The sequence below is a fragment of the Acinetobacter sp. 22301 genome, assembly GCF_052045285.1.
Classification (GTDB): Bacteria; Pseudomonadota; Gammaproteobacteria; order Pseudomonadales; family Moraxellaceae; genus Acinetobacter; species Acinetobacter pittii.
The window spans coordinates 22956-46905 of the sequence record NZ_JBQEOR010000001.1 but is presented as its reverse complement, the minus strand read 5'-3'; the positions used below and the strand labels follow the sequence as shown (position 1 = coordinate 46905).

Genomic DNA, 23950 nt, shown 5'->3' with positions numbered 1-23950 from the left:
TAAGTTTAGAATGAATACTTCAAGGATGCATAATAAGCACGCCCTGGTTCATTATAAGTTTGATTTATAGACGTATCGCGCAACTTCTGCTCATCAAACAAGTTGCTAATACCAAGACGACCGCTTAGATTTTGATTAAATTTATAACCAAAATTAATACCAGCAATACTGTAACTTTTAATAGTCTCTCGATTCAGCGAAGCATTACGAGTCTCTTCATATTGCATTGGCTTTTGACGACCATATTGGGTATATACGAAATTGACATCCAAAGCATCGGTAATGTCATAGTTAAGAATAGAATTAATAGTGTAGCTCGGTACAATCGATAAGGGATTCCCAGTTTCTTTATTAATTGAGTCTTTCATCCAAGTAAAGTTGTTTGTCCAACGAATATTCCCCCAATCTAGACCAATACTTCCTTCAAGACCTTGTACCAGCGCTTTAGGAATATTTGTCCATTGTAGAAGTCGATATGTTGACCCCCCCACTTCAACAGAATCTAATACGGATGTACCTGAGGTAATCTTATCTTTATAATCGTTACGGAACCATGCCAAGCTAGCATTGACAATATCTTTCTCAAACTGGATTCCCAACTCTTTATTAATAGATGTTTCAGGTTTTAGATCAGGGTTACCTAATAAATAGCAACTGCCGCTATCTACAGATATAGGGCAACCATTTCCTCGGGTAAATAATAAATATCCTTCAGCTGTTTGATATAAGTTTGGAGTTTTGTATGCCTTTGCAATACCACCTTTTAAAGTGAAATATTCACCAAGCTTTTGAGTAAGGTTTAAGCTAGGGCTCCAGTTACTGCCAGATTTATTATGATCATCAAAACGTACCGCCAATACCGCATTGGTACTATCAGTCAGCTGTAAATTGTCTTCAACATATGCCGAAGCAATCCGCGAATTCATCTTTGTACGGTCTGCTGGTAAATTAATAATACCTGATGCATCGGTTTGTGTAGTATTAGCCGAATCGGTAAAATCGTCTTCAACCCACTCAGCACCAACAGTTAGATTTTGTGGGCGCCAAACTTCAAAAGGAATATTTGCTTCAGCATTAAAACGTAATGTTTCCAGAAGTGAAGTTGAACGATCAGTACTGTTAATACGCCCTTCCGGTCCACCCGCAAGCCCCTCTGTCAAACGCTTGTTTTTCGTTTGATCATACGAAGCTACAAATTTACTTTTACCCCAAGTCCAATCCCCTTCATGCGTTAATGCATAACTATCACGGTACATGGTGTTGGTTTCAGTACCTAATAGTGAATTTAATAAAGCATTCGCTTCAGGATCTGTTGCATCAACATTACTATTTTGAGTATCACCTGTATATTCATTACCTTGGCGACTTGATGCGACATCTAATAAAACGGTTTGCTGATCCGTCATCTGCCACGCTAAACGTGCATTAATATCTTTGTTTTCTACTCCTTCACGCGCCCCTGCTCGAGTACCGCTTTCAGTTACAGGATTAATATCGGGATCATCCGAATCAGTTTTGTTGAAATTTCCATATACGCGATAGGACAAAACATCTTTAATGATTGGGCCACTAAGTGTTGCACTAACGCGGCTACTGCTACCTTCTTTGCTGTCTTCTGGTTGATTGGTATATACCTCGACTGAGCCATGTGTTTCATTGGTGACTTTTTTGGTAATAATATTAACCACACCACCCATTGCCCCATTTCCATAACGAGCAGCAGCAGGGCCACGTAAAACTTCTATCGATTCAATCGCATCGGCAGGTACCCAATTAGAATCACCACGAGTATCACGCTCTCCACGCCAACCGTAACGTACTGAATTACGTGAAGTCGCGGGTTTACCATCAATTAAAATGAGTGTGTTTTCTGGTCCCATTCCACGAATATCAATTTGACGATTGTTTCCGCGTTGGCCTGTAGAACTGTTTCCAGTGAGATTAACACCTGGCATGCGACGTAAAATCTCAGAGATATCATTTACAACAGGTGTTTTTTCTAAATCTTCAGAGGTGACTACCGACACACCTAAAGATTGCTTCACCTGTTCTTCAGCAGTTACGACAATGGTATTCAACTTGACAGTTTCCGTTTCTACTTCCTTGTCCGTTGCCTCTGCCGACTCAGCTATGGAGCACATACTAAATAAAATTGAAGCAGCTAAAACAGAACGTGGAATATTGAATGCGGACATACTATGCCTCCCCTCAGAGATTAATGATGAGTTGCAACTGCAAATAATGAGTTAACGCATAGTAACAAATAAAAAAATAAATACAAATAAAATCGATAATCGTTCTCATTTATTTTATTTAATTATTAAAATTCAATAGTTTAACATATAAAAAATTATATTTTTAAAATCGAAACAAAAATAGCAAGCTTAATGATTTATGAGCCCGCTTCTTTTATCAATATTCCTGTTCTTAAATAAGAAAAAGAAAATCAGATATATTATTTAGGATTGTTGTTAATAACAGTTTCAGTAATATTAGACTTCACACTAATAGCATGTTTAACATATGCTTATTTTACTGTGTAAGTTTAATAATGCTTACTGATATGTTGATCACAATACTCGCACTGTTGATTACCCCTTCCACATATGTTGAAAGCTCAAACCGCACCTTTGCCACTCTTCATAGGTGATTCATTCTTGATCATTCCAAATGTCTATCGATTTTGTCGCATACATTTTACTCATCCATAAGCATGGAAAAATGGATAAAAAATGAAGAAAATAATAATCATTACCAAATAAATAAAAATAATATTAATTTTCAAATATTTAATAATAAAATTTTTTTAACATTAATTATAAAAACTTAAAAATTTCACTTTAAATTATAATTTCGTCTTAATAATTCACATACTTTTACAATACAAATCACTGATTTTTACAAATTTTGACTCACAAAAAAGCCCAGTTTTAACTGGGCTTTTTTACACGCTTAAATAATTAAGCCGTTTTTTTCGTCATATTATTTTTACGAATCGTGATCATTACAAGCTGAACAGCTGCTGGTGTAACACCAGGAATACGGCTTGCTTGCGCTAATGTTTCCGGAAGAACTGTTTTTAATTTCTGTGTAATTTCGCGTGATAATCCAGACACAACATCATAGTCAAAATCGGCAGGAATTTTGGTTTCTTCAAGACGCTTTAATTGAGCAACATCTTCATGCTGACGGTTAATGTAACCTTCATATTTCACAGCAATTTCAATTTGCTCACCCACTTGTTCTGAAACTTCAGAACCAGTAAGTTCAGCAATTTGACCGAAGGTGATATTAGGACGTTTAAGCAAATCAATCGCACTACATTCCTTACTCAAATCAGCACCCGTCATTTCAACGAATTTTTTACCCATAGGGTTATTTGGTGCTGCCCATAAATGTTGTAAACGAGAGGTTTCACGCTCAACCGCTTCCATTTTCTCGCAATAAGCAGCCCAACGTACATCATCAACCAAACCAAGTTCACGACCAATAGAAGTTAAGCGCTGATCCGCATTATCTTCACGCAACATCAAACGATATTCAGCACGTGAGGTAAACATACGGTATGGTTCTTTAGTACCTAACGTGATGAGGTCATCAACTAACACGCCCATGTAAGCTTGGTCACGTTTAGGCGTCCACTCTTCTTGCTCCCATGCACGACGCGCAGCATTTAAACCTGCAAGTAAACCTTGGGCACCAGCTTCTTCGTAACCTGTTGTACCATTAATTTGACCAGCAAAGTACAAGCCATTAATCGCTTTAGTTTCGAGGGTAAATTTCAAAGCTTGCGGGTTGAAATAATCATATTCAATTGCATAGCCTGGACGTAAGATATGAGCGTTTTCCATACCACGAATTGAGCGTACAAGTTCGAACTGAACATCAAATGGTAAAGACGTCGAAATACCATTTGGATAAAGCTCGTGTGTATCTAGACCTTCTGGTTCCAAGAATACTTGATGTGAGTCTTTATCAGCGAAACGGTGAATCTTATCTTCGATTGACGGGCAATAACGCGGACCTACACCTTCAATAACACCAGTGTACATTGGTGAGCGATCTAAACCACCACGAATAATGTCGTGGGTTTTTTCATTTGTATGAGTGATATAACAGTTTACTTGTTCAGGGTGCATAGAAGCATCACCCATGAATGACATCACTGGAGATGGAAAATCACCCGGCTGCGGAATCATGACTGAAAAATCAACTGAACGTGCATCAATACGTGGCGGAGTACCGGTTTTTAAACGTCCCACTGGTAATTTTAATTCACGTAAACGCTGAGCAAGTGCAATAGAAGGAGGATCTCCCGCACGGCCACCGCTTGATTTTTCTAAACCAACGTGGATGACACCACCCAAGAATGTACCTGTAGTCAACACAACAGTTTTAGCATCAAAGCGAATACCCATTTGGGTAACAACACCTTTAACGGTATCGCCTTCAACAATCAGATCATCAGCTGCTTGCTGGAAAATGTCAAGATTTGCTTGATTTTCCAAAGTATCACGAATGGCAGCTTTGTAACGAACACGGTCAGCTTGAGCACGTGTTGCACGCACAGCTGCACCTTTACGCGAATTTAAAATACGGAACTGAATACCCCCTTTATCGGCAGCCAGAGCCATTGCACCGCCAAGTGCATCAATTTCACGGACTAAGTGAGACTTACCAATACCACCAATTGCTGGGTTACAACTCATTTGGCCCAAAGTCTCAATGTTATGGGTCAAAAGCAAAGTCTGTCGTCCCATACGCGCAGCAGCAAGGGCCGCTTCCGTACCTGCGTGACCGCCACCGATAACGATAACATCATAAACTTTAGGATAGTGCATGAGTACAAAAACACCAGAAAAAAAAGACGGAACATTATAGCAAAATTATCTGCTTATTGATGTACATAATTACAAAATTGTCTTCACATAATTTACGCTATGCCACATGATTTGACATTTTGTTTCATGAATTCAATACAAAGTGAATGTTTTTAAAATTAATTCATCTTAGAATAAAAAATGTACAGCACTTCTATGACTTTAAAATTAACGCAACGAGAAGGAATACAAAATGAAAACGACCATGTTAAAAATCTTAACTGCATCTCTAATTTGTTTTTCAGGCGTAACTTTTACCCATGCTGCTGACACGAGCAAAGCTGAAATGCAAAAACAAATTCGAGTCTGTGCAAAAAAACAGCAAGGTGAATGGGTTTCATACAATCACAATGGTGTAACCTTTAACGGTACTTGCCAACCAAACGAAAATGGCAAGTTACAATTTAAGGCCCCTGCTCCTTAATCTGTTTTGACATAGGTATAGAAGAAGTCATTTATTTTCCGCTATATCTCATCAGTATTTTCAAAGACGGTCCATTAAAGATGGGCCGCTTTCTTTTTTAAAATGGTCTAGTCCGCTACAATACGCCTTTAAATAAAATTTTTAGGTCCTTTTCGTGAAGTGGTTACAAATACACATTACCGTTGATCAAGAACAAGTTGAGTTCACAGAAACACTTTTAATGTCTCTAGGTGCGGTAAGCGTAACGCTGGATGATGCTGAAGATCAGGCTTTACTTGAACCATTACCGGGTGAAACACCTTTATGGAACAAAGTTATTGTGACAGGCATCTATCAACAAGACGAACAAGACCCAATTGATGTCGATACTTTAGAAGCTTTCTTAAAAGCTCAACTTCCAGATGTTCCTATGCGTCATGAAGAACTTGAAGATCAAGTGTGGGAACGCGCGTGGATGGATTACTATGAGCCAATTCAGATTGGGGAAAAGTTCTGGATCGTGCCAGAATGGCTAGAGCCTCCAGAAGCGGACGCAACTAACATTAAGTTAGATCCAGGTCTCGCATTTGGTACAGGTAACCACGCAAGTACTTTCCTATGCTTACAATGGCTGGGTAAAACTGACGTTAAAGATAAAATCGTGATTGATTATGGCTGTGGTTCAGGCATTTTAGGCGTAGCAGCTTTATTATTAGGCGCTAAAAAAGTATACGCTACCGATATTGATCCTCAGGCTGTTTTAGCAACGAAACAAAATGCAGAGCTTAATGGTGTATTAGATCGACTATATGTAGGTCTTCCTGAAGAGTTTGATCAAGAATTCAAACCTAAACAAGCCGATGTTTTAGTTGCAAATATTTTAGCAGGACCTTTAATGATGCTTGCGCCTGAATTTGCAAATTTAATCAAATCTGAGGGCGAGTTCGCACTTGCTGGTGTGATTGAAGAGCAAGTTGCTGATGTTTCACGTGTTTATTCTGATTTTTTTGATATATTAGATGTCGAAAAGCGCGAAGAAAACTGGTGTCGCATTTCAGGAAAACGTAAAACAATAAATTGAGATTTTTAACTCATGAATGAAAAACAAACCCGCTGCCCTAAGTGTTTAACAGTTTATAAAGTATCTCTTACTCAATTGACTGTTGCTCAGGGTATGGTTTGTTGCCCTAAATGTAATTCAAGCTTTAATGCCTTAACCCATCTAATCAATATTGAACAGCCAGTTATGGTCAACTCAACAACGTTAGCCAATGGTTCAATGCAGACAAGATATATGACGCATTCTCACGTACTAGATATCTTTGACCAAAAAGTAGAAAACTCTAATATTGATCTTTTAACTTATCTCAACAACTTAAATTACTTTCACAACGAACCTATTAATGCTCTACCAAACCTTAATTTAGCTGAGCAGGCATCCCCACAAGAACAAGACAATAATAAAAAGCATAGTTGGTTGTACTATACGCTCTGGAGCTCTGCCAACCTTATTTTAATTTTAGTCTTTACTTTTCAAATCCTCTGGTTTAACCCTAAGCTCATGCATGCAAGCCCAACCGTTAGCCATGCTTTTAATTACGTTTGCCAAATACTACACTGCAACAAATCAGCAGAACTTTATCAACTTATCTATATAGAAAAGTTAAAAGTCCGCAAGATCGATGCGAACCATACCCAGTTCTCAGGCATATTGCTCAACCAGAATGATAAAAGTATTGAGCTTCCTAACCTAAAGTTGATTTTTGCAACAGAGCCAGACAAAACAGAGGAAATCATATTAACTCCTCAACAATATCTAGTTGAAAACTTACGGGGTATTCAACGCATTCCATCAAATACCCCTTTCCGATTCCAATTTGAGCTAAACAAAAGCAAAAAAAGGCTAGTAAATTATCGATTAGAAATTGTCCACCCCTAAAATGTAAAAAAAGTGAAAAAAAAATAAAAAAAAATGCAGTTAATTTGCTCACTTTTTCCTAGACAATGGTATGATACGCGCCACGAAAGCTTTGACTCATATACTCCTCGCTCTCAATCCAAAAAAAATACTGTTAAGCATGTGTGCTTTTCTACTTTAAGCGCATAGCCTAACTTTTTTTGTTTTTGAGGGGGCTGTAACAAATATTTAATTATTGTTACGCTTATTTTTTATTCAATACGAAGAAATATGGCAAGCTAATTGTTCTTATGTTTTAGAGTCACTGTTTTAGGATCTAAAACAGGACTCCGTATTTTTAGACCACATTTATATACTACTTTACCCAAGCTAGTATTTGATTTTCGGATTAACTCGCATGAATAGCAAATCTCCTATTTTTACTGCACAATCTGATGTTGCTCTTCGCATCCACGTGGATCGCGCAGTTCGCCATTATTTTGCACAATTGCAAGGTGAGCAACCATCTCAGGTATATGACATGGTGCTAGCAGAAATGGAGAAACCTCTTTTATCTGTAGTTCTTGAATATACACGTGGTAATCAAACGCGTGCTGCAGAAATTCTTGGACTCAACCGTGGCACTTTACGTAAAAAGTTAAAAGCTCACGGTTTAATGAGTGAATAAATGATAAAATGCTCACGACGTCGTGGGCATTTTTTTATGCTTATTGGTTTTAATCCGTAGACTTGAAATTGTTGAATTAAACATCATGACTATTAAACGTGCTTTGATTTCTGTATCTGATAAGACAGGAATTGTCGAATTTGCTCAAAACCTTGCAGCTCTAGGGGTAGAACTATTATCTACAGGCGGCACATATAAGTTGCTTAAAGATAATAATATCGCGGTTGTAGAAGTATCTGAACATACTGGCTTCCCTGAAATGATGGATGGTCGTGTTAAGACATTACATCCAAAAATTCATGGCGGTATTCTTGCTCGTCGCGGTTTAGATGAAGCAGTTATGGAAGAACACAACATCGATCCGATTGATCTTGTTGTTGTAAACCTTTATCCATTTGCTGCAACCGTTGCAAAACCTGACTGTACTCTTCCTGATGCAATCGAAAATATCGACATCGGTGGTCCTACAATGGTTCGTGCAGCTGCTAAAAACCATGCTTCAGTAGGTATTGTAGTTAATGCTTCAGATTACGACACTGTAATTAATGAATTAAAAACTGCTGGTTCACTTTCTTATGAAACACGTTTTGATTTAGCAGTTAAAGCATTTGAACATACAGCTCAATACGACGGCATGATCGCTTCTTACTTAGGCGCTCGCGTTGGTAAGACCGAAGGTGAAGCTGACTTATTCCCTCGTACATTCAATACTCAATTGAACAAAGCACAAGATTTACGTTACGGTGAAAACCCGCATCAATCGGCTGCTTTCTATGTCGAAGCTAATGCAAAAGAAGCATCAGTTTCTACTGCAAAACAGTTACAAGGCAAAGAATTGTCTTATAACAACATTGCAGATACAGATGCTGCACTTGAATGTGTTAAATCATTCGCAAAACCTGCTTGTGTCATCGTGAAACATGCTAACCCTTGTGGTGTTGCGGTTTCTTTAGACGGCATTAAAGCTGCTTATGATTTAGCTTATGCAACCGATCCAGAATCTGCTTTTGGCGGTATTATTGCATTCAACCGTGAATTAGATGTTGCAACTGCTCAAGCAATTGTAGAGCGTCAATTCGTTGAAGTGATTATTGCTCCAAGTATTGCTGATGGCGTACTTGAAATAACTGGCGCTAAGAAAAATGTACGTGTTTTAGTATGTGGCGAGTTACCTGCTATTGATGCACGTGCACCGCAACTTGACTATAAACGCGTAAATGGTGGCTTACTTGTTCAAGATCAAGACTTGGGCATGATCACTAAAGATGATCTTAAAGTAGTTACTAAGCGTGCGCCAAATGAACAAGAAATTGATGACCTCATCTTTGCTTGGAAAGTTGCAAAATATGTAAAATCAAACGCAATTGTTTATGCTAAAAACCGCCAAACTATTGGTGTAGGTGCAGGTCAAATGAGTCGCGTTAACTCAGCTCGTATTGCTGCCATTAAAGCTGAACATGCTGGTTTGGTTGTTGAAGGTGCTGTAATGGCATCTGATGCATTCTTCCCGTTCCGTGACGGTATTGATAATGCTGCTAAAGCTGGCATTAAATGCATCATTCAACCAGGTGGTTCTATGCGTGATGAAGAAGTAATCGCTGCAGCAGACGAAGCTGGTATTGCAATGGTGTTCACTGGTATGCGCCATTTCCGCCACTAATTTAAATTTAGTCCTCCCTAACCCTCCTTTCATTCAGGAGGGTTTTCCACAATAATGGAGCTAAACTCCACCTTGAGGAATAGAGGGGGATGAAAAGGATTAAAGTTAAGGAACAAATTAAAAATGAATATTTTAGTTTTAGGTAGTGGTGGTCGTGAACATGCTCTGGCATGGAAAATCGCGCAAGATACCAAAGTTACTCAAGTTTTCGTTGCACCGGGAAATGCGGGAACTGCAACTGAAGACAAATGCGTTAATGTTCAGCTTGATATTTTAGACAATCCTGCAATTATCGCTTTTGCTAAAGAAAATAATGTTGAACTTATTATTGTTGGTCCAGAAGCACCTTTAGTGAATGGTGTGGTAGATGCTGCTCGCGAAGCAGGTCTAAAAATTTGGGGACCAACTCAATATGCTGCGCAGCTTGAAGGCTCAAAGGCATTTGCTAAACATTTTTTAAAGCGTCATAACATTCCAACTGCTTTTTACGAAGTATTTACGGAAGTTGATGCAGCTAAAGCTTATGTTGAAAAAAATGGTGCACCAATTGTAATTAAGGCAGACGGTCTTGCTGCTGGTAAAGGTGTAATCGTTGCAATGACCAACGAAGAAGCTTTTGCAGCAATTGATGACATGCTTGCAGGCAACAAATTCGGTGATGCTGGTTCACGTGTTGTAATTGAACAGTTCCTTGCAGGTGAAGAAGCTTCTTTCATTTGTATGATTGATGGTAAAAACATTTTACCAATGGCAACTTCACAAGATCACAAGCGTATTTTTGAAGGTGACCAAGGTCCTAATACTGGCGGTATGGGTGCTTACTCTCCTGCTCCGGTGGTAACTTCTGACATTTTCGAACGTGTTATGACTGAAATCATGCGTCCGACTGTTGAAGGTATGGCTGCTGACGGACATGTCTACACTGGTTTCTTATATGCTGGCTTAATGATTGATGAACAAGGTCAACCGCGTGTGATCGAGTTCAACTGTCGTTTCGGTGATCCTGAAACTCAGCCAATCATGATGCGCTTAAAGTCATCTCTTGTTGAATTGGTAGAAGCTGGTATTGCTGGCAATTTACCAAAAGAAGCTGAATGGGATGAGCGTAAGTCAATCGGTATCGTACTTGCAGCCGAAGGCTATCCTGATAGCGTACGCAAAGGTGATGTAATTTCAGGTATTGGACAATCACCTGAAGATACTAAAATTTTCCACGCAGGCACTGCAACTCGTGAAGATGGTCACATCGTGACTTCTGGTGGTCGAGTTCTTTGTGTAACTGCGCTAGGCGACAGCGTACTTGAAGCACAAATTAATGCACTTGAAGTATGCGGCCAAGTGACCTTTACAGGTATGCAATATCGTAGTGATATTGGCTATCGCGCAATTGCACGAGAAAAAGCTGAGTAAAAAACTCTCAACTGATAAAAAGCCCTCTATTAAAGAGGGCTTTTTATATTTCATTCTTATTTATCAGAAAATTTTATATAAACTTCGGTTTTTATTCACTTCCAATCAATAAGATCGAAACATGTCCACTATATTGAATATGTTTTTATTGATATGATTAGATAAAGCGTTGGAACTTTCCACAAAGTTATTGTGCCTTTAAATATTGAGGCTCATCATCTAATTCTGTTAGGGATAATCGTTATTTTTAACATTGAATACTTTTAGAAATCGCTTAAAGACTGTCAACTCATGATAGAACTGTTGTGAAAATAGTTTTATTGAGTACAGATCAAAAACGGTAAAACAAGTATCTGAGGAATTAGAAAAGAGCTAAAAGCTATAACTTTTAGCATTCAAAACTTTGTGACGTGACAACAAAACTCATTCTCTTTTCTAGAGAGCCAACTAAATAGTTGATATCTCTCTTAATCAGGACTTTTTTTACATGAAAAAGCTGATCAGTCTTTTTTTAAGCGTGTCTGTGCTATTACTTGCAGCTTGCGGTAAACAACAAAGTGAACCACAAGCTGGAAAGAGTGGTGATTCATCACAACCTCAAACTGTGGTTATTGCCTCAACTGGTTCTGACGCTGATATCTGGCGTTATATTTCGACTTTACCAGAAACTAAAGCTGCTGGTATTAAGCTTGAGGTGAAAAATTTCACTGATTATGTTGCAATGAATACAGCTGTAGCAAATAAAGAAGTTGACTTAAATGCTTTCCAATCTTATGCATATTTAGTTGCTTTCAATGCATCAAATAAAGATAAAATTGCTCCAGTTGCTACAACTTATCTTGAGCCAATGGGGATCTACTCAAGTAAACATAAAAAAGTAGGAGAATTCCAACAGGGTGCAAGCATTGCAATTCCTAATGATGCAGCGAATGAAGCTCGTGCATTATTGTTATTACAAAGTGCTGGCTTAATCAAACTTAAAGCTGACTTCGACCCTGCTAAAGGCACACCAAGCGATATTATCGATAACAGTAAAAAAATTGATATCAAACCAATCCAAATGGCGACAGCTGTACGCGTAAAAGATGAAGTTGATGCAATTGTTTTAGGTAATACATTAGCTTTAGAAGGTGGTCTGAACGTACTTAAAGATTCTATCTACTATGAGCCTGTTGACCAAAGCACTAAACTGAATGTAAACATCCTTGCAACAGCGGAATCTCGCAAAGATGACCCAGTTCTTCAGAAAGTTGGTCAGCTATACCACACTGAAGCTGTTAAAAAATACGTTGAACAACACTTTGGTGGTACAAAAGTTGACGTGAATCAGCCAATCAGCTACCTCACGGAAGCTAAATAGTAATATAATAGCTGCAACGCGAAACAGGCAAAGACTCTTTGCCTGTTTTTTCTTTTTAGCATAGTTTTTGACGACATGATTCAATTTAAAAACATTTCAAAGCACTATCAGCTTAAAGGCCAAACCATACGAGCTCTGGACCAAATTAATTTGGAAATTCCTGAAGGGAGTATTTTTGGCATTATTGGCTATAGTGGTGCAGGTAAAAGTACTTTAATCCGCCTGATTAACTTACTTGAACGACCAAATGAAGGTCAGGTTATCATTAATCAAAAGGACTTCACTGCTTTGGATGCGCGTTCATTACGTCAGGAACGTGCAAATATTGGTATGATTTTTCAGCACTTCAATTTGCTACAAACCAAAACGGTTGCTGAAAATATCGAAATGCCAATGCGTCTGCTGAATTACAATAAAGCAGAACGTGAAAAGCGCTTAAATGAGTTATTGGAGTTCATTGATCTTAAGCATAAAAAAGATGCTTATCCTGATGAACTTTCTGGCGGCCAAAAGCAACGTGTTGGTATTGCTCGTGCTTTGGCAAATCATCCAAAAATTCTTTTGTGTGATGAAGCAACCTCTGCCCTAGACCCGCAAACAACCAAGTCTGTTTTAGAGTTACTCAAGAAAATCAATCAAGAGCAAAAAATCACAATCGTTATGGTGACCCATGAAATGGATGTCATTGAAACTGTTTGTGATCATGTAGCTGTGATGGAAGCTGGTAAAGTCATTGAACAAGGTTCAACGATTGATATCTTTAGTAATCCTCAACATCCGACGACTAAAAACTTTATTCAAACTGTGTTACATCAACAGTTGCCTGTGAATATTTTAAATCAACTCGAAAATCAGCATCACCATAGCATCTACTGTTTACAGTTTTTGGGCCGTTCTGCTCAAGAACCTGTAATTCAGTCACTGATTAAACAATTTGATATTAGTTTAAATATCTTATTCGCTAACATGACTGAAATTAACGGTACTGTCATTGGTCAAATGTTTGTACAGCTTCTAGGTGAGCCTCAGTTAATTAAACAGGCTATCGAGTTTTTAGAGAAAAATGAAGTGAGTGTAGTTCAATCAGGAGATCAAGTATGAGAGATTTAATCGTACAGTGGTTAACTGAACTTACTCAACCTTTCTGGCACAGTTCTCTTTCAATTGACCAGTTTGTAACAGCTCTACAAGAAACATTTCACATGGTGTTTTTTGCGCTGTTATTTGGTGGTATTTGGGGTTTCATTCAAGGGGTTATCCTGCTTGTAACTCGACCAGAAGGTATTTTGCCAAATAGATTCGTCTATCATTTACTCAACCCAATTGTAAATGCATTACGCTCTCTCCCATTTATTATTTTACTTATTGCAGTGATTCCTCTTACCAAGTTATTGGTAGGTACTTCAATTGGTACGTGGGCAGCGATCGTTCCTTTAACAATTTACATCGGTCCATATATGGGACGTTTGATTGAAACTTCCTTACTCGAAGTAAATGAAGGAATTATTGAATCTGCTCAGGCGATGGGTGCTACACCTTGGCAAATTATTTACCGCTTTATTTTGCCAGAAGCACGCAGTTCACTCATTTTAAACCTCACAACAGCGACAATCAGTTTGATTGGTGCAACAGCAATGGCTGGTGCAGTGGGCGCAGGTGGTATTGGTGACTTAGCAATCTCTTATGGTTACCAACGTTTTGATACAAGCGTTGTAATTTTAACAGTAATTGTTCTATTGCTCTTAGTACAGATTGTACAGACGCTAGGTAACTGGCTCTCTAAGATCCGTTAAATTACTCATATAAAAAGCTCCCTAAATGGGGGCTTTTTTGTTTTATATACATCATTTTCATAAAAAGGTTGAGTGAGTGGCTTACTACCATTTTCTGTTATTATCAAAAACAGTGATTACTTACTCTTTGGATTTGGTTTTAGGATAAAACAATGCGTTATAGAATTCATTTTATTGATGTACAGAATGCCCTCCAAAACTATATCTGGATTTTAGAAGATACTGAAACCCAAGAGGCTATTGCAGTTGATCCAACAGAAGCTGAACTTGTTACTCAATTTTGTCAAAATCATCAGCTCACTTTAAAACAAATCTGGCTCACTCATTGGCATAAAGACCATATCGGTGGTGTAGCAGATTTAACGGCTGCCCAAAATATTACTGTCTATGGTCCACGTGATGAGCTCTCAAAAATTCCGGGAATTACTCACCCCTTACAACATGACGATCATTTAAAATTTAATGATTTAAAAGTAGAGATTATCGCGACCCCAGGTCACACCTTAGGGCACATTGTGTATTTTATTGAAGAGTTAGAAGCTGTATTCTGCGGTGACACTTTGTTTGCAATGGGATGTGGACGATTATTTGAAGGTACGGCTGAACAAATGTATCACTCACTTAGTCGTTTAGCAGCGCTACCAACACAAACCAAAGTTTATTGTACGCATGAATACACGCTTTCAAATGCCGAATTTGCCTTAACGGTAGAACCGCATAACCATGCCTTATCTGAACGAGCTGAAAAAGTTCGTGAGCTACGTAAACAAGGATCAATCACTCTTCCGAGTACGATTGAACTAGAATTAGCCACCAATCCTTTTCTTCGTGCAGAAAGTGCTGAAGACTTTGCTCATTTACGTGCACTTAAAGATAACTTTTAAAGTTAAAGCTTCTCCTTTAAGAGATACAGTTCCATTTTAAGAACTGTATCTTTTTGCATAGTGCGCGTTGATTGTAATTATTTTTTACATTTACTATCTTCATATTTATTCATCTTTTTAAAAATTCCCTCAAATTTATATTTTCTTAAAAACACGCCAATAAACAATCCACTAAATAAAAAGTATTTATTTTTTAGTTACATAACACCTCCATATTTTTATAAAAATGAAAACTGTTCTTTCTCTATCTTACTTTTTTTACAAGTTGCAAAATAAAACAAAGTTTTCCCCCTTTAAAAAATCTAATTAAAACCCTATTAATAAATAAGATGTAATGCCACGGATAGAAGGAGTTCTCACGTGAAAAAGGTTGTTAAAGCTAAAAATTTGATTGCGTTTCGTATTTGGTTAGAAAAGTTAGGGTATTCAGTTAAAAATCTTGCTGATGGAAAAGGTTTTACTTTTAGTTTTAAAAAAGAATATGGTTTAGTGACCTGTGATTTAGCAGGTAATTCATTAGCGATGCAATTAGGTGAAGAGTTTGAAGATCACTTAAAAGCATAATTTTTTACGGCTCGATTTTAATTACAGTATTGTCTTTTTTGAAAGATAAGTAATATTGCAGAACTTTAGAATGGTTTAATTAAAATATATTCTTAGATATTAAACAAAAAATCTGTAGCGGGGCTACTCTCCCAAATTGCCCTCAGCTACAGATTTTTTTATAAGATTATTCTGCTTTAGGGTTCTTTAAAGCTTTATCTAAAAGATCTTTATCTAAAGCTTTATCCCATCGTGCTACAACAATTGTTGCGCAAGCATTACCAACTAAATTTGTTAATGCACGACACTCAGACATAAAACGGTCAATACCAAGAATTAAAGCCATACCTGCTACAGGTACCGCCGGTACAACCGATAGAGTTGCAGCCAGAGTAATAAAGCCTGCGCCAGTCACCCCTGCTGCACCTTTAGAACTTACCATTGCCACAAGAAGCAATGCAATTTGTTCACTAATTGATAAGTCAACATTACACGCTTGTGCGATGAATAGAGCCGCCATAGTCATGTATATATTTGTACCATCGAGGTTAAATGAATAACCTGTTGGAATCACCAAACCTACCACCGATTTTTCACAACCTGCTTTTTGCATTTTATCCATTAAAGATGGTAAAGCTGCTTCAGAAGAACTTGTTCCTAAAACCAACCAAAGCTCATCTTTGATATAACGGATTAAATGAATAATTGAGAAGCCATTGTAACGGGCTACGGCTCCTAAAATCACTATGACAAACAATACCGCTGTAATATAGAATGTCATAATTAATAGCAATAAATTACCAATTGATTCGATTCCATACGCACCAATGGTAAAAGCCATTGCACCAAAAGCACCGATTGGAGCCAGCTTCATTAACATACCAACAAGGTAAAAAACTGGAGCTGTTAAGTTATTTAAGAAGTCGGTAATTGGACGTGCACGGTCACCCAATGCAGCCAAAGAAATACCAAATAACACCGCCACAAACAGAACCTGCAAAATCTCGCCACCTGCCAGAGGGCTAACTAGAGTTTGCGGGATAATATTCATGAAGAAGTCAGTAATATTTGTTGCATGCGCCTTTTCAACGTAAGTATTTACTTTATCGTTGACTAAGGTAGCGGGGTCAATATTAAGACCTTTACCTGGTTGGATAATATTTGCCACAATCATACCAACTACTAGCGCCAAGCTTGAGAAGGTAAGGAAATAAAGCATAGCTTTACCAGTTACACGGCCAACTCGGCTCATGTTTGTCATACTGGCAATGCCTGTAACAACGGTTAAAAAGATGACGGGAGCAATAATCATTTTAACAATCTTGATGAATGCATCACCAAGCGGTTTTAAACTTTCGCCAAGTTCTGGGTAAAAATGACCAATTAAAATGCCCAAAATAATTGCAAAGATGACCTGTACATACAAAATTTGGTGAAACTTCTGTTTTTTCTGTACCGTTTCTTGGTCAAGGGTATTGAAATCCATTATCTAAATACCTTTTCGATGGGGATAAAAAAATAAAATATAAAGCGTGCACCACAAGCTGCTTTATCAAGGAAAAGCCATTGTAAAGAATAAAAAACGGCCTGTGTTATAAATTTAAAAAATGTCAAATTCAATAATCATGCAATAAATTATATAAAATCATTTTAATTTTCTAGTTTTAAAAGATAAAAAAACAACCAAAATTCGTTATAAAGCATTATTTAATCTTAATATTTTAAGTAAAAACATGCACAAAAATGGCTGTAGAAGTTTAATTGTCTCATACCAGCACAACATTTATTAAATAAATGATTTTATAAAAAACATGTAAATTATAAATTATGAAAATTTAGTTTAAAAATAATAAGAAAAATTGATATATAATTTTTTAACAAGATAAAGTGTCTCTTTTTTGTTAAAAAAATCACACTAATAGGCTTTGAAATTAATTCAAATTAGGGAGCGTTAAATAACCGTTCCAATAAAATGTGGACGTAATCTAAGCTTAATGTACGTTCAGTGAATAAGATGCGAAATAGCATAGGGGCAATAACAGCTTCGATAATTTCTTCATTATTTATAGTGGGTTCATTACGCGATTTAGCTCTGGCTTGAATAATATCAAGTTGTTGAATAATTAAGGTTTCACATTTTCTTGCATTTGAAGAGTCGGCTGTATATAGCACATCACGCAATAATGTTTGACCAACTTCAGAAGAATACTCCTCAAAATATTGTTCAATCCATGCAGTGATATCTAGCTGAAATGAACCTAAATCTTTTGGTTCCATATCAGGTTTAAGTTCATTTAGGGCTACATCTGAAAATAGCTGATTAATATCGCCCCAACGGCGGTAAATTGTTGAAGGTGTTACTCCTGCCTCATGAGCGATCATAGGTATGGTAATTTGGCTCTGCTCTAAGGTTTTTTGAAGCTCTTTTACCGCTTGATGCACCGCAGTTTGAATTCTTTCACTACGACCACCAGGACGTAAGCCAGTAACAACTTTTGCCATTTATAAACTCTGTAAAGGGATCAAAAAATTTATAAATATTTATATCTATATACAAAATACACTAAAGCTAAGGATTTGCTTTAGTGTGAAAATAATATATAAAAGCTAAATATTCGCTTTTATGTTATTCATCTTATATGAACAATTCAAGTTCAAAACGGTCTGTATCAGTTTTTCAGTTAGATAGTGCAAGTGCATTGACACTTAATACAATCACGCTCATGACCTTTATGGCGGCGTCTAGTGCACCGACTCCACTTTATCGTCTATACCAACAGCTTTGGCAATTTTCGCCTGTTACTTTGACTTTAATTTTTGCAACTTATGCTTTTACTTTGCTGGGTTCATTACTGATTATTGGTTCTTTGTCTGACTATATTGGACGCCGTCCTGTCATTATTGCAGCCATTTTTCTGCAAATTATTTCGATGAGCTTTTTCTTATTTGCTTCAGATGTTTCGATGTTATTTATTGCACGGGGCTTACAAGGAATCGCAACAGGGCTTGCTGTCTCGGCTATAGGCGCAGCAATTTTAGATTTTAGTAAGCTTCAGGGTTCGCTTATTAATAGTATCGCACCAATGGTCGGCATGGCTGTTGGTATATTTCTAACTTGTTCTATTTTGCAATTCTCTACCCAACCCTTACAGCTTGTTTTTGAATTTTTATGTCTTCTTCTTATTTGTGAACTCATTTTAAGTTTTTTTACTCCTGAAACAGCCCAAAAAAGATCGGGTGCACTTGCCTCTTTAAAACCCAATATGGCTATTCCCCCACAAACAAAAAGTGCTTTATTGAGTATTAGCCCTATTAATATTGCTCTTTGGATGGTCAGTGGTTTCTTCCTATCACTTATGCCCTCTTTACTGGCAAAAATTTTCCATACTTCATCGGCATGGCTAAACGGTATTATGTTTATGGCGCTAGCACTCTCAGGTGCAGTCGGTATATTAACGCTTAGGAAGTCGACAAATTACCGTATTTTATTAACAGGTACTCTTTCAATTGCTATTGGTTCAACCATTTTATTTTTAGCAATTAATCTTACAAATGCAGTAGTTTTATTTCTTGGTTCTATTATTACGGGTGTGGGTTTTGGTACAGCTTTCATGGGAGCAATTCGCACAGTCATGCCCCTCGCTTTACCCGAAGAACGCGCAGGTTTAATGGCTGCATTCTTTGTTGAAAGCTATTTGGCTTTTAGTGTTCCAGCAATTTTAGCTGGCTATTTTGTTGGGAAAATTGGGCTGATGAGTACAGCAAATAGTTATATTAGTTTTATTATTTTACTATCGTTTGTTGCCCTTCTTCTGATTTTTAAAAACTTTAAAAGTAAATAAGCCTAAAAAAAAAATAGCCTCTATAGAGGCTATTTTTTTTAGATGTTCTTTAAATTCTATTAAAAAGTATCTGCTACATACATACGTACCATCTCGCCTTCCTCATCCTTTACCAACATTAAAAACCGCCAACCACATTTTTCATAAAACTCGGTATGGTCTGTTATTAAATAAAGTGTTTGGATGCCCTGATTACTCAAGTCTTCACGTATAAAATCTAAAATGTGCTTTGCAATATTTTGGTTTCGATAGTTCTCTTCTACAAATAAAGCACATAAGTTTGGTGTTAAATCTTTACGCTCATGGAAGTCATTATCAATGACTCCTGCTCCAGCAATTAAATGCTTATCTTCATTTAAAACAATGTACCACTGTGGAATAGCATGCTTTTGATCAATGGAAATCTGAATGCTATCAAGATAGGCTTCCACAGGGATTTGCCATTTTTCAGAAAACCACCGTGCAGCCATTTCTTTGTATTGAGGGTAATCAGATAACCGTAATATTTGCATAAAATAAACCTATTTTGTCCAACCTTTTTAAGGTTGAGTCACTGAACTACTAAACTACTAATGGATTGCTGGGTTGGACTCTCATAAGTCGTCTCTGCAACTGGCGAAACACGCCAGATCGTATTGCCCACATCATCTGCAACTAACACAGCACCTGAGAAATCAATTGCTACACCCACAGGACGCCCATAGGCTTTACCTTTCTCGCTGAGGAATCCTGTTAAAATATCTTGCGGTGGACCTGAGGGCTGACCACTTCTAAATGGTACAAAAATGACTTTATAACCACTGTGAGGCTTACGGTTCCAAGAACCATGTTGCCCGATAAATGCACCACCTCTAAATTGTGGCATCAGTTCGGTTGCATAAAATGCAAGGCCTAAAGAAGCCGTATGGTTACCTAGCGCATAGTCGGGTTTAATTGCACGAGCAACCATTTCAGGATTTTGCGGTTTTACTCGCACATCAACATGTTGACCATAATAGCTATAAGGCCAACCATAAAAAGCACCGTCTTGAACCGAAGTCATATAATCGGGCACTAGGTCACTCCCAATTTCATCGCGTTCATTAACCACCGTCCAAAGTTTACCGCTTTGAGGTTGCCAAGCCATACCATTAGGATTACGCAGTCCTGTTGCAAATGGGCGAGACTGACCACTTGCAATATCAAACTCTGTAATTTGTGCTCGACCTTTTTCTTGATCTAAACCATTTTCAGCAACGTTACTGTTAGAACCAACGGTAATGTACAGCTTGGTTCCAGCTGGGTTAGCAATCACATTTTTGGTCCAATGGTGATTTAAAGGACCACCCGGTAAGTCCAACACTTTGGTTCCACTGGCTGTAATTTGAGTTTCTCCTTCTTGGTAAGGAAAACGCACCAGTGCATCCGTATTAGCGATATATAAGTTATTACCTACCAATGCCATACCAAATGGAGAATTTAAGTTTTGAAGAAATACCGTTTTCTGGTCAGCGACGCCATCTCCATTAGTGTCACGAAGTAAGCTAATACGGTTTGCACTTGGATGTGATGAGCCTGCACGTCTCATCACAAAAGTCATGATTTTACCTTTAATACCTTTGCTGTCTTCCGGTTTAGGCGGAGCATCTGTTTCAGCAACTAATACATCGCCATTTGGTAATACATAAAGCCAACGCGGGTGCTCAAGTCCTTTGGCAAAGGCTTTGACCTTTAAACCTTCTGCTGGAGTTGGCATAGCGCCATTTGGCCAGCCCTCTGCTGGGGCTATATTAACGGTCGGGAATAAGCTTGTTTTGGGTTCAGGAAGTTTTGGTTCTGGGCCATAACTATCAGTAATTGGATATTGAGAGGATGACGCACATCCTGCAAGTACACATACAATCGTAATGCCTAAAGTTGGCTTCAAAAAATCGTTAAGCATCTTTTATCTCCATTTTATTTATTCGCAATAAATACAGGTTAATGCTTTAGAAGAGAGACTTATAGTTGATTTATTTAACTGTGCTGAGCATTACAGACCGTATTTTCAAAAATCTAATACATAACTGAGTGTTTATTAGGCACTTAATTTACTGTCTTCATTAACTATCAATTAGAACTTTGTCCCAGAACTTTTGTGTAAAGCATTTAAGAAACCCTCTTTATCTTTGGGCGAGATCATTACTGTAGCCATTCTTCCATCTTTCATATAATAAATTTTAAGTCGATCTAGCGATAATGCTGGAGAAGAAAGTGGATTATGGGTAGGTTCTATTTGAGTAATATCATTGATATTAATTTTCCATCGAAATACCAAGCTCTTAATGATTAATGTGTTGTTTTCTACTACGTAATACGTGTTAAAGACCGGAAGCCAAATAACCAAAATGACTAAACTATAAATGAAGAGGTGCTGAAAATTTGAAGCTAAAGAATAATGATGATTTGCTTCATAAATTTTCATAAGGATATTGCCAGTGACAACAATAAATATGAGTAAAAGCCACCAATCAATTTTTGATCTAAATTTCAAAGTTATCCTCCATCTTTAAAATTAATTCCTAACAATTTATTGTTTCTAATTTATCTTCTTAAGTTAAAGCAAAACTCACTGCTTCTTTTGCATGAATGGCTGTAGTATCAAATAAAGGAACCGAGAATTTAAGCTCACCAATTAACATACAAATTTCAGTACAACCCAAGATAACGCCTTGGGCGCCTTCAGTTATGAGTCTTTCTACAATAGCAATGTACTTTTGCTGAGAATCTGGGTTGATCACACCTAAACAAAGTTCTTCATAAATAATGCGATGAACTGTCTTTCGGTCGGCTTCATTTGGAATAACAACATCAATTCCATAATCCCGCAATCGAGCTTTACAAAAATCTTGCTCCATTGTAAAAGCTGTTCCTAACAGTGCAACTTTACCAATATTTTGACTCAAAATTTCTTTTGCCGTTGCATCAGCAATGTGTAAGAAAGGAATCGAAATTGAATCTTCAATCTGCGCAGCAACTTTATGCATGTTGTTAGTACACACCAAAATACAATCTGCCCCCTGCTTTTTCTAAATTTTGTGCTTGCTCAGCTAAATATGTGCCAGCTTCTTGCCATAAACCCTTCGCTTGCAAGGCTGCTATTTCTTCAAAATCAACACTATTAATAATGACCTTAGCAGAGTGCAATTTTCCTAATTTACAATGAACCATTTTATTGATTTGCTGATAATAAAGCGCTGTCGATTCCCAACTCATTCCACCTAATAAGCCGATTGTTTTCATTATTGAATCCTTCTATTTATGTAAAACCTATCTATATCTCTTATAGGTAAAGCGCAGCTAGAATAAAATTGCTTTCTTAAATTTTTTCTTGCTTATCTTATTTATTAATCTTAAACGCTGTGAAGTCGATAGAAATTTTTAAGTTGATTAGACCTAGTTTATTAAATTTCCAAAACAGAAAACGCTCTCCATTAAACCCAAATCATAAAACATAAGAATTCACGCAAAATTCACGACCAGCTCTTTAATTTAATCTTATAAAGTTGGCTTGGATATCGACATGAAAATTATAACTACAGCCCTAGGGCTGATTACTTTGGTAGGTTTAACGGCGTGTAAAAGTGTGCCTAGTTACTCAGGTGACTATGGCAAAGCTGAACAAAAAATTACTGGTATAGAATTAGATGATCAACAGGCGCTAGATATCGGCAATCGTTTTGTCGCTGCATTTAATACGCTCGGCACCCCTTCTTTTGTAAATAATGCCAGCAATCTTTACGCTGATCAGCTCTATATCAACGATACACTCTCACAGTTCTCTCAAAAGAAAGATCTCATTAAGCATTTTGAAGGCATGAATGCCCGAGTGAATAATGTCACGGTAAAACTCATTAGTGCAACTCATCACCAAGATACAGCCTACATTCATTGGTACATGACCTATGACTTTAAAATGTTAGGTCGCTCAAAAACCATGGCTTCTTATGGAATTAGTCAAATTAAGATTAATGACCAACAAAAAATTATTTTCCAGCAAGATTATTGGGATCCAGCGAATGGCCTCTACCGTTCTTTACCAATATTTGGAGGAGTATATAAATGGATATTGCCGTTCAAAAAAGTCGAATCTTGATATTTCTAGGAATCTTAATCGTATCTCAAGCCAATGCGGCTGAATTGAAAAAATGCAGTTCAGCACCTTTAATGGTTACGAGTAAAAAGGTGGGAAATGTCAGTTACTTTGCTGAAGATTGCCAAAAAAATTGGCAAAGCCAAAGCATCAAAATGGACTTTAGCTATAACCGCGATATTCCCGAGTGGGCATTTAAACGCGCAGCCACCCACTTTTTGAAGAAAAATGTTAGCGGCTTTGATGCTAAATCTCCGCTTAATCATATTAATGAACTATATAGGCCAATTAAGAGTGGAGATCTTTATAGTCTCTATTATCAACATGAAAATCAAAAACTAGAACTGAAATTAAACCAGAAGCTACTCGGTTCTTTGAACAATCCGAATGCAAATCAATATTTTAAAATCTGGTTTGGTAGTGAACCGTTTAATGCTAAATTAAAACAACAATTATTAAATTAATGGCTTAATAAAATC

The 23950-nt window shown here is 37.3% G+C and carries 21 protein-coding genes and 1 pseudogene; 14 read left to right on the top strand and 8 right to left on the bottom strand.

Annotated elements, in window-relative coordinates; genetic code table 11:
• Positions 1–5: 5 nt before the first annotated feature.
• Both ACTJJH_RS00225 and mnmG read right to left on the bottom strand, forming a co-directional pair.
• Positions 6–2195 (bottom strand): TonB-dependent siderophore receptor, encoded by a 2190-nt coding sequence (locus tag ACTJJH_RS00225; RefSeq protein WP_161282377.1) that lies wholly within the window; start codon positions 2193–2195, stop codon positions 6–8.
• Positions 2196–2960: 765 nt separating this feature from the next.
• Positions 2961–4841, bottom strand: coding sequence for a tRNA uridine-5-carboxymethylaminomethyl(34) synthesis enzyme MnmG (mnmG, locus tag ACTJJH_RS00220; RefSeq protein WP_440600527.1), 1881 nt, complete (start codon positions 4839–4841; stop codon positions 2961–2963).
• 232 nt (positions 4842–5073) lie between these two features.
• Between mnmG and ACTJJH_RS00215 the strand changes: the two genes are divergently transcribed.
• The 11 genes from ACTJJH_RS00215 (at position 5074) to ACTJJH_RS00165 (ending at position 15539) form a co-directional block, all read left to right on the top strand.
• Complete coding sequence (locus tag ACTJJH_RS00215; RefSeq protein ID WP_002119672.1) at positions 5074–5304, top strand: hypothetical protein; 231 nt, start codon at positions 5074–5076, stop codon at positions 5302–5304.
• A gap of 154 nt (positions 5305–5458) precedes the next feature.
• Entirely contained in the window at positions 5459–6364 is a 906-nt protein-coding gene (prmA, locus tag ACTJJH_RS00210) for a 50S ribosomal protein L11 methyltransferase (protein WP_017480823.1), read from the top strand.
• A gap of 12 nt (positions 6365–6376) precedes the next feature.
• A complete protein-coding gene (locus tag ACTJJH_RS00205; RefSeq protein WP_005073576.1) occupies positions 6377–7222 on the top strand; it encodes a zinc-ribbon and DUF3426 domain-containing protein in 846 nt (281 codons plus the stop codon).
• Between the two features lie 376 nt (positions 7223–7598).
• Positions 7599–7868, top strand: coding sequence for a DNA-binding transcriptional regulator Fis (gene fis, locus ACTJJH_RS00200; protein WP_001086304.1), 270 nt, complete (start codon positions 7599–7601; stop codon positions 7866–7868).
• 85 nt (positions 7869–7953) lie between these two features.
• Positions 7954–9528, top strand: a complete 1575-nt coding sequence (gene purH / locus ACTJJH_RS00195) for a bifunctional phosphoribosylaminoimidazolecarboxamide formyltransferase/IMP cyclohydrolase (protein ID WP_069031178.1) — start codon at positions 7954–7956, stop codon at positions 9526–9528.
• 123 nt (positions 9529–9651) lie between these two features.
• Entirely contained in the window at positions 9652–10938 is a 1287-nt protein-coding gene (purD, locus tag ACTJJH_RS00190; protein ID WP_002119643.1) for a phosphoribosylamine--glycine ligase, read from the top strand.
• A gap of 487 nt (positions 10939–11425) precedes the next feature.
• Positions 11426–12298 carry a MetQ/NlpA family ABC transporter substrate-binding protein gene (locus ACTJJH_RS00185; protein ID WP_440600526.1) on the top strand — a complete coding sequence of 291 codons (873 nt, stop codon included), beginning with the start codon at positions 11426–11428 and terminating at the stop codon, positions 12296–12298.
• Positions 12299–12373: 75 nt separating this feature from the next.
• Entirely contained in the window at positions 12374–13399 is a 1026-nt protein-coding gene (locus ACTJJH_RS00180) for a methionine ABC transporter ATP-binding protein (RefSeq protein WP_002119636.1), read from the top strand.
• Entirely contained in the window at positions 13396–14091 is a 696-nt protein-coding gene (locus ACTJJH_RS00175; protein ID WP_440600525.1) for a methionine ABC transporter permease, read from the top strand. Before ACTJJH_RS00180 ends, ACTJJH_RS00175 begins: the two co-directional genes overlap by 4 nt.
• A 152-nt stretch (positions 14092–14243) precedes the next feature.
• A complete protein-coding gene (gene gloB / locus ACTJJH_RS00170) occupies positions 14244–14975 on the top strand; it encodes a hydroxyacylglutathione hydrolase (protein WP_262440314.1) in 732 nt (243 codons plus the stop codon).
• Between the two features lie 360 nt (positions 14976–15335).
• Positions 15336–15539, top strand: a complete 204-nt coding sequence (locus ACTJJH_RS00165; protein WP_002119766.1) for a hypothetical protein — start codon at positions 15336–15338, stop codon at positions 15537–15539.
• Positions 15540–15705: 166 nt separating this feature from the next.
• Here the strand turns inward: ACTJJH_RS00165 and ACTJJH_RS00160 are convergent, their stop codons facing one another.
• A complete protein-coding gene (locus tag ACTJJH_RS00160; RefSeq protein WP_002119617.1) occupies positions 15706–17004 on the bottom strand; it encodes a dicarboxylate/amino acid:cation symporter in 1299 nt (432 codons plus the stop codon).
• 455 nt (positions 17005–17459) lie between these two features.
• Positions 17460–18020, bottom strand: coding sequence for a TetR/AcrR family transcriptional regulator (locus tag ACTJJH_RS00155; protein ID WP_014207150.1), 561 nt, complete (start codon positions 18018–18020; stop codon positions 17460–17462).
• Positions 18021–18157: 137 nt separating this feature from the next.
• Here ACTJJH_RS00155 and ACTJJH_RS00150 point away from each other — a divergent pair, with 137 nt between their 5' ends.
• Complete coding sequence (locus ACTJJH_RS00150) at positions 18158–19360, top strand: MFS transporter (protein ID WP_440600524.1); 1203 nt, start codon at positions 18158–18160, stop codon at positions 19358–19360.
• A gap of 59 nt (positions 19361–19419) precedes the next feature.
• On the opposite strand, the gene ACTJJH_RS00145 is transcribed toward ACTJJH_RS00150, so the two are convergent.
• The 4 genes and pseudogenes from ACTJJH_RS00145 to ACTJJH_RS00130 form a co-directional block, all read right to left on the bottom strand.
• Positions 19420–19872 (bottom strand): GNAT family N-acetyltransferase, encoded by a 453-nt coding sequence (locus ACTJJH_RS00145; RefSeq protein WP_078225106.1) that lies wholly within the window; start codon positions 19870–19872, stop codon positions 19420–19422.
• A 38-nt stretch (positions 19873–19910) separates the two neighbouring features.
• Positions 19911–21281, bottom strand: a complete 1371-nt coding sequence (locus ACTJJH_RS00140) for a PQQ-dependent sugar dehydrogenase (protein WP_440600523.1) — start codon at positions 21279–21281, stop codon at positions 19911–19913.
• 171 nt (positions 21282–21452) lie between these two features.
• Positions 21453–21872 carry a PH domain-containing protein gene (locus ACTJJH_RS00135; protein WP_078225108.1) on the bottom strand — a complete coding sequence of 140 codons (420 nt, stop codon included), beginning with the start codon at positions 21870–21872 and terminating at the stop codon, positions 21453–21455.
• Positions 21873–21930: 58 nt separating this feature from the next.
• Positions 21931–22621 (bottom strand): annotated as a pseudogene (locus tag ACTJJH_RS00130) (aspartate/glutamate racemase family protein).
• 280 nt (positions 22622–22901) lie between these two features.
• On the opposite strand from ACTJJH_RS00130, the gene ACTJJH_RS00125 reads away from it, so the two are divergent.
• Both ACTJJH_RS00125 and ACTJJH_RS00120 read left to right on the top strand, forming a co-directional pair.
• Complete coding sequence (locus tag ACTJJH_RS00125) at positions 22902–23474, top strand: nuclear transport factor 2 family protein (RefSeq protein ID WP_039758461.1); 573 nt, start codon at positions 22902–22904, stop codon at positions 23472–23474.
• Positions 23441–23935 (top strand): chalcone isomerase family protein, encoded by a 495-nt coding sequence (locus ACTJJH_RS00120; protein WP_000350280.1) that lies wholly within the window; start codon positions 23441–23443, stop codon positions 23933–23935. The genes ACTJJH_RS00125 and ACTJJH_RS00120 overlap by 34 nt, the downstream gene beginning before the upstream one ends.
• Positions 23936–23950: the final 15 nt, after the last annotated feature.

Bases quoted from the DNA above. Each gene is read 5' to 3' on its own strand.
- ACTJJH_RS00125 (WP_039758461.1), top strand. From the start codon at position 22,902: ATGAAAATTATAACTACAGCCCTAGGGCTGATTACTTTGGTAGGTTTA.
- ACTJJH_RS00155 (WP_014207150.1), bottom strand. From the start codon at position 18,020: ATGGCAAAAGTTGTTACTGGCTTACGTCCTGGTGGTCGTAGTGAAAGA.
- fis (WP_001086304.1), top strand. From the start codon at position 7,599: ATGAATAGCAAATCTCCTATTTTTACTGCACAATCTGATGTTGCTCTT.
- ACTJJH_RS00205 (WP_005073576.1), top strand. From the start codon at position 6,377: ATGAATGAAAAACAAACCCGCTGCCCTAAGTGTTTAACAGTTTATAAA.
- purD (WP_002119643.1), top strand. From the start codon at position 9,652: ATGAATATTTTAGTTTTAGGTAGTGGTGGTCGTGAACATGCTCTGGCA.
- mnmG (WP_440600527.1), bottom strand. From the start codon at position 4,841: ATGCACTATCCTAAAGTTTATGATGTTATCGTTATCGGTGGCGGTCAC.
- ACTJJH_RS00180 (WP_002119636.1), top strand. From the start codon at position 12,374: ATGATTCAATTTAAAAACATTTCAAAGCACTATCAGCTTAAAGGCCAA.
- ACTJJH_RS00175 (WP_440600525.1), top strand. From the start codon at position 13,396: ATGAGAGATTTAATCGTACAGTGGTTAACTGAACTTACTCAACCTTTC.
- ACTJJH_RS00140 (WP_440600523.1), bottom strand. From the start codon at position 21,281: ATGCTTAACGATTTTTTGAAGCCAACTTTAGGCATTACGATTGTATGT.
- ACTJJH_RS00225 (WP_161282377.1), bottom strand. From the start codon at position 2,195: ATGTCCGCATTCAATATTCCACGTTCTGTTTTAGCTGCTTCAATTTTA.
- purH (WP_069031178.1), top strand. From the start codon at position 7,954: ATGACTATTAAACGTGCTTTGATTTCTGTATCTGATAAGACAGGAATT.
- gloB (WP_262440314.1), top strand. From the start codon at position 14,244: ATGCGTTATAGAATTCATTTTATTGATGTACAGAATGCCCTCCAAAAC.
- ACTJJH_RS00145 (WP_078225106.1), bottom strand. From the start codon at position 19,872: ATGCAAATATTACGGTTATCTGATTACCCTCAATACAAAGAAATGGCT.
- ACTJJH_RS00160 (WP_002119617.1), bottom strand. From the start codon at position 17,004: ATGGATTTCAATACCCTTGACCAAGAAACGGTACAGAAAAAACAGAAG.
- ACTJJH_RS00150 (WP_440600524.1), top strand. From the start codon at position 18,158: ATGAACAATTCAAGTTCAAAACGGTCTGTATCAGTTTTTCAGTTAGAT.
- ACTJJH_RS00120 (WP_000350280.1), top strand. From the start codon at position 23,441: ATGGATATTGCCGTTCAAAAAAGTCGAATCTTGATATTTCTAGGAATC.
- ACTJJH_RS00185 (WP_440600526.1), top strand. From the start codon at position 11,426: ATGAAAAAGCTGATCAGTCTTTTTTTAAGCGTGTCTGTGCTATTACTT.
- ACTJJH_RS00215 (WP_002119672.1), top strand. From the start codon at position 5,074: ATGAAAACGACCATGTTAAAAATCTTAACTGCATCTCTAATTTGTTTT.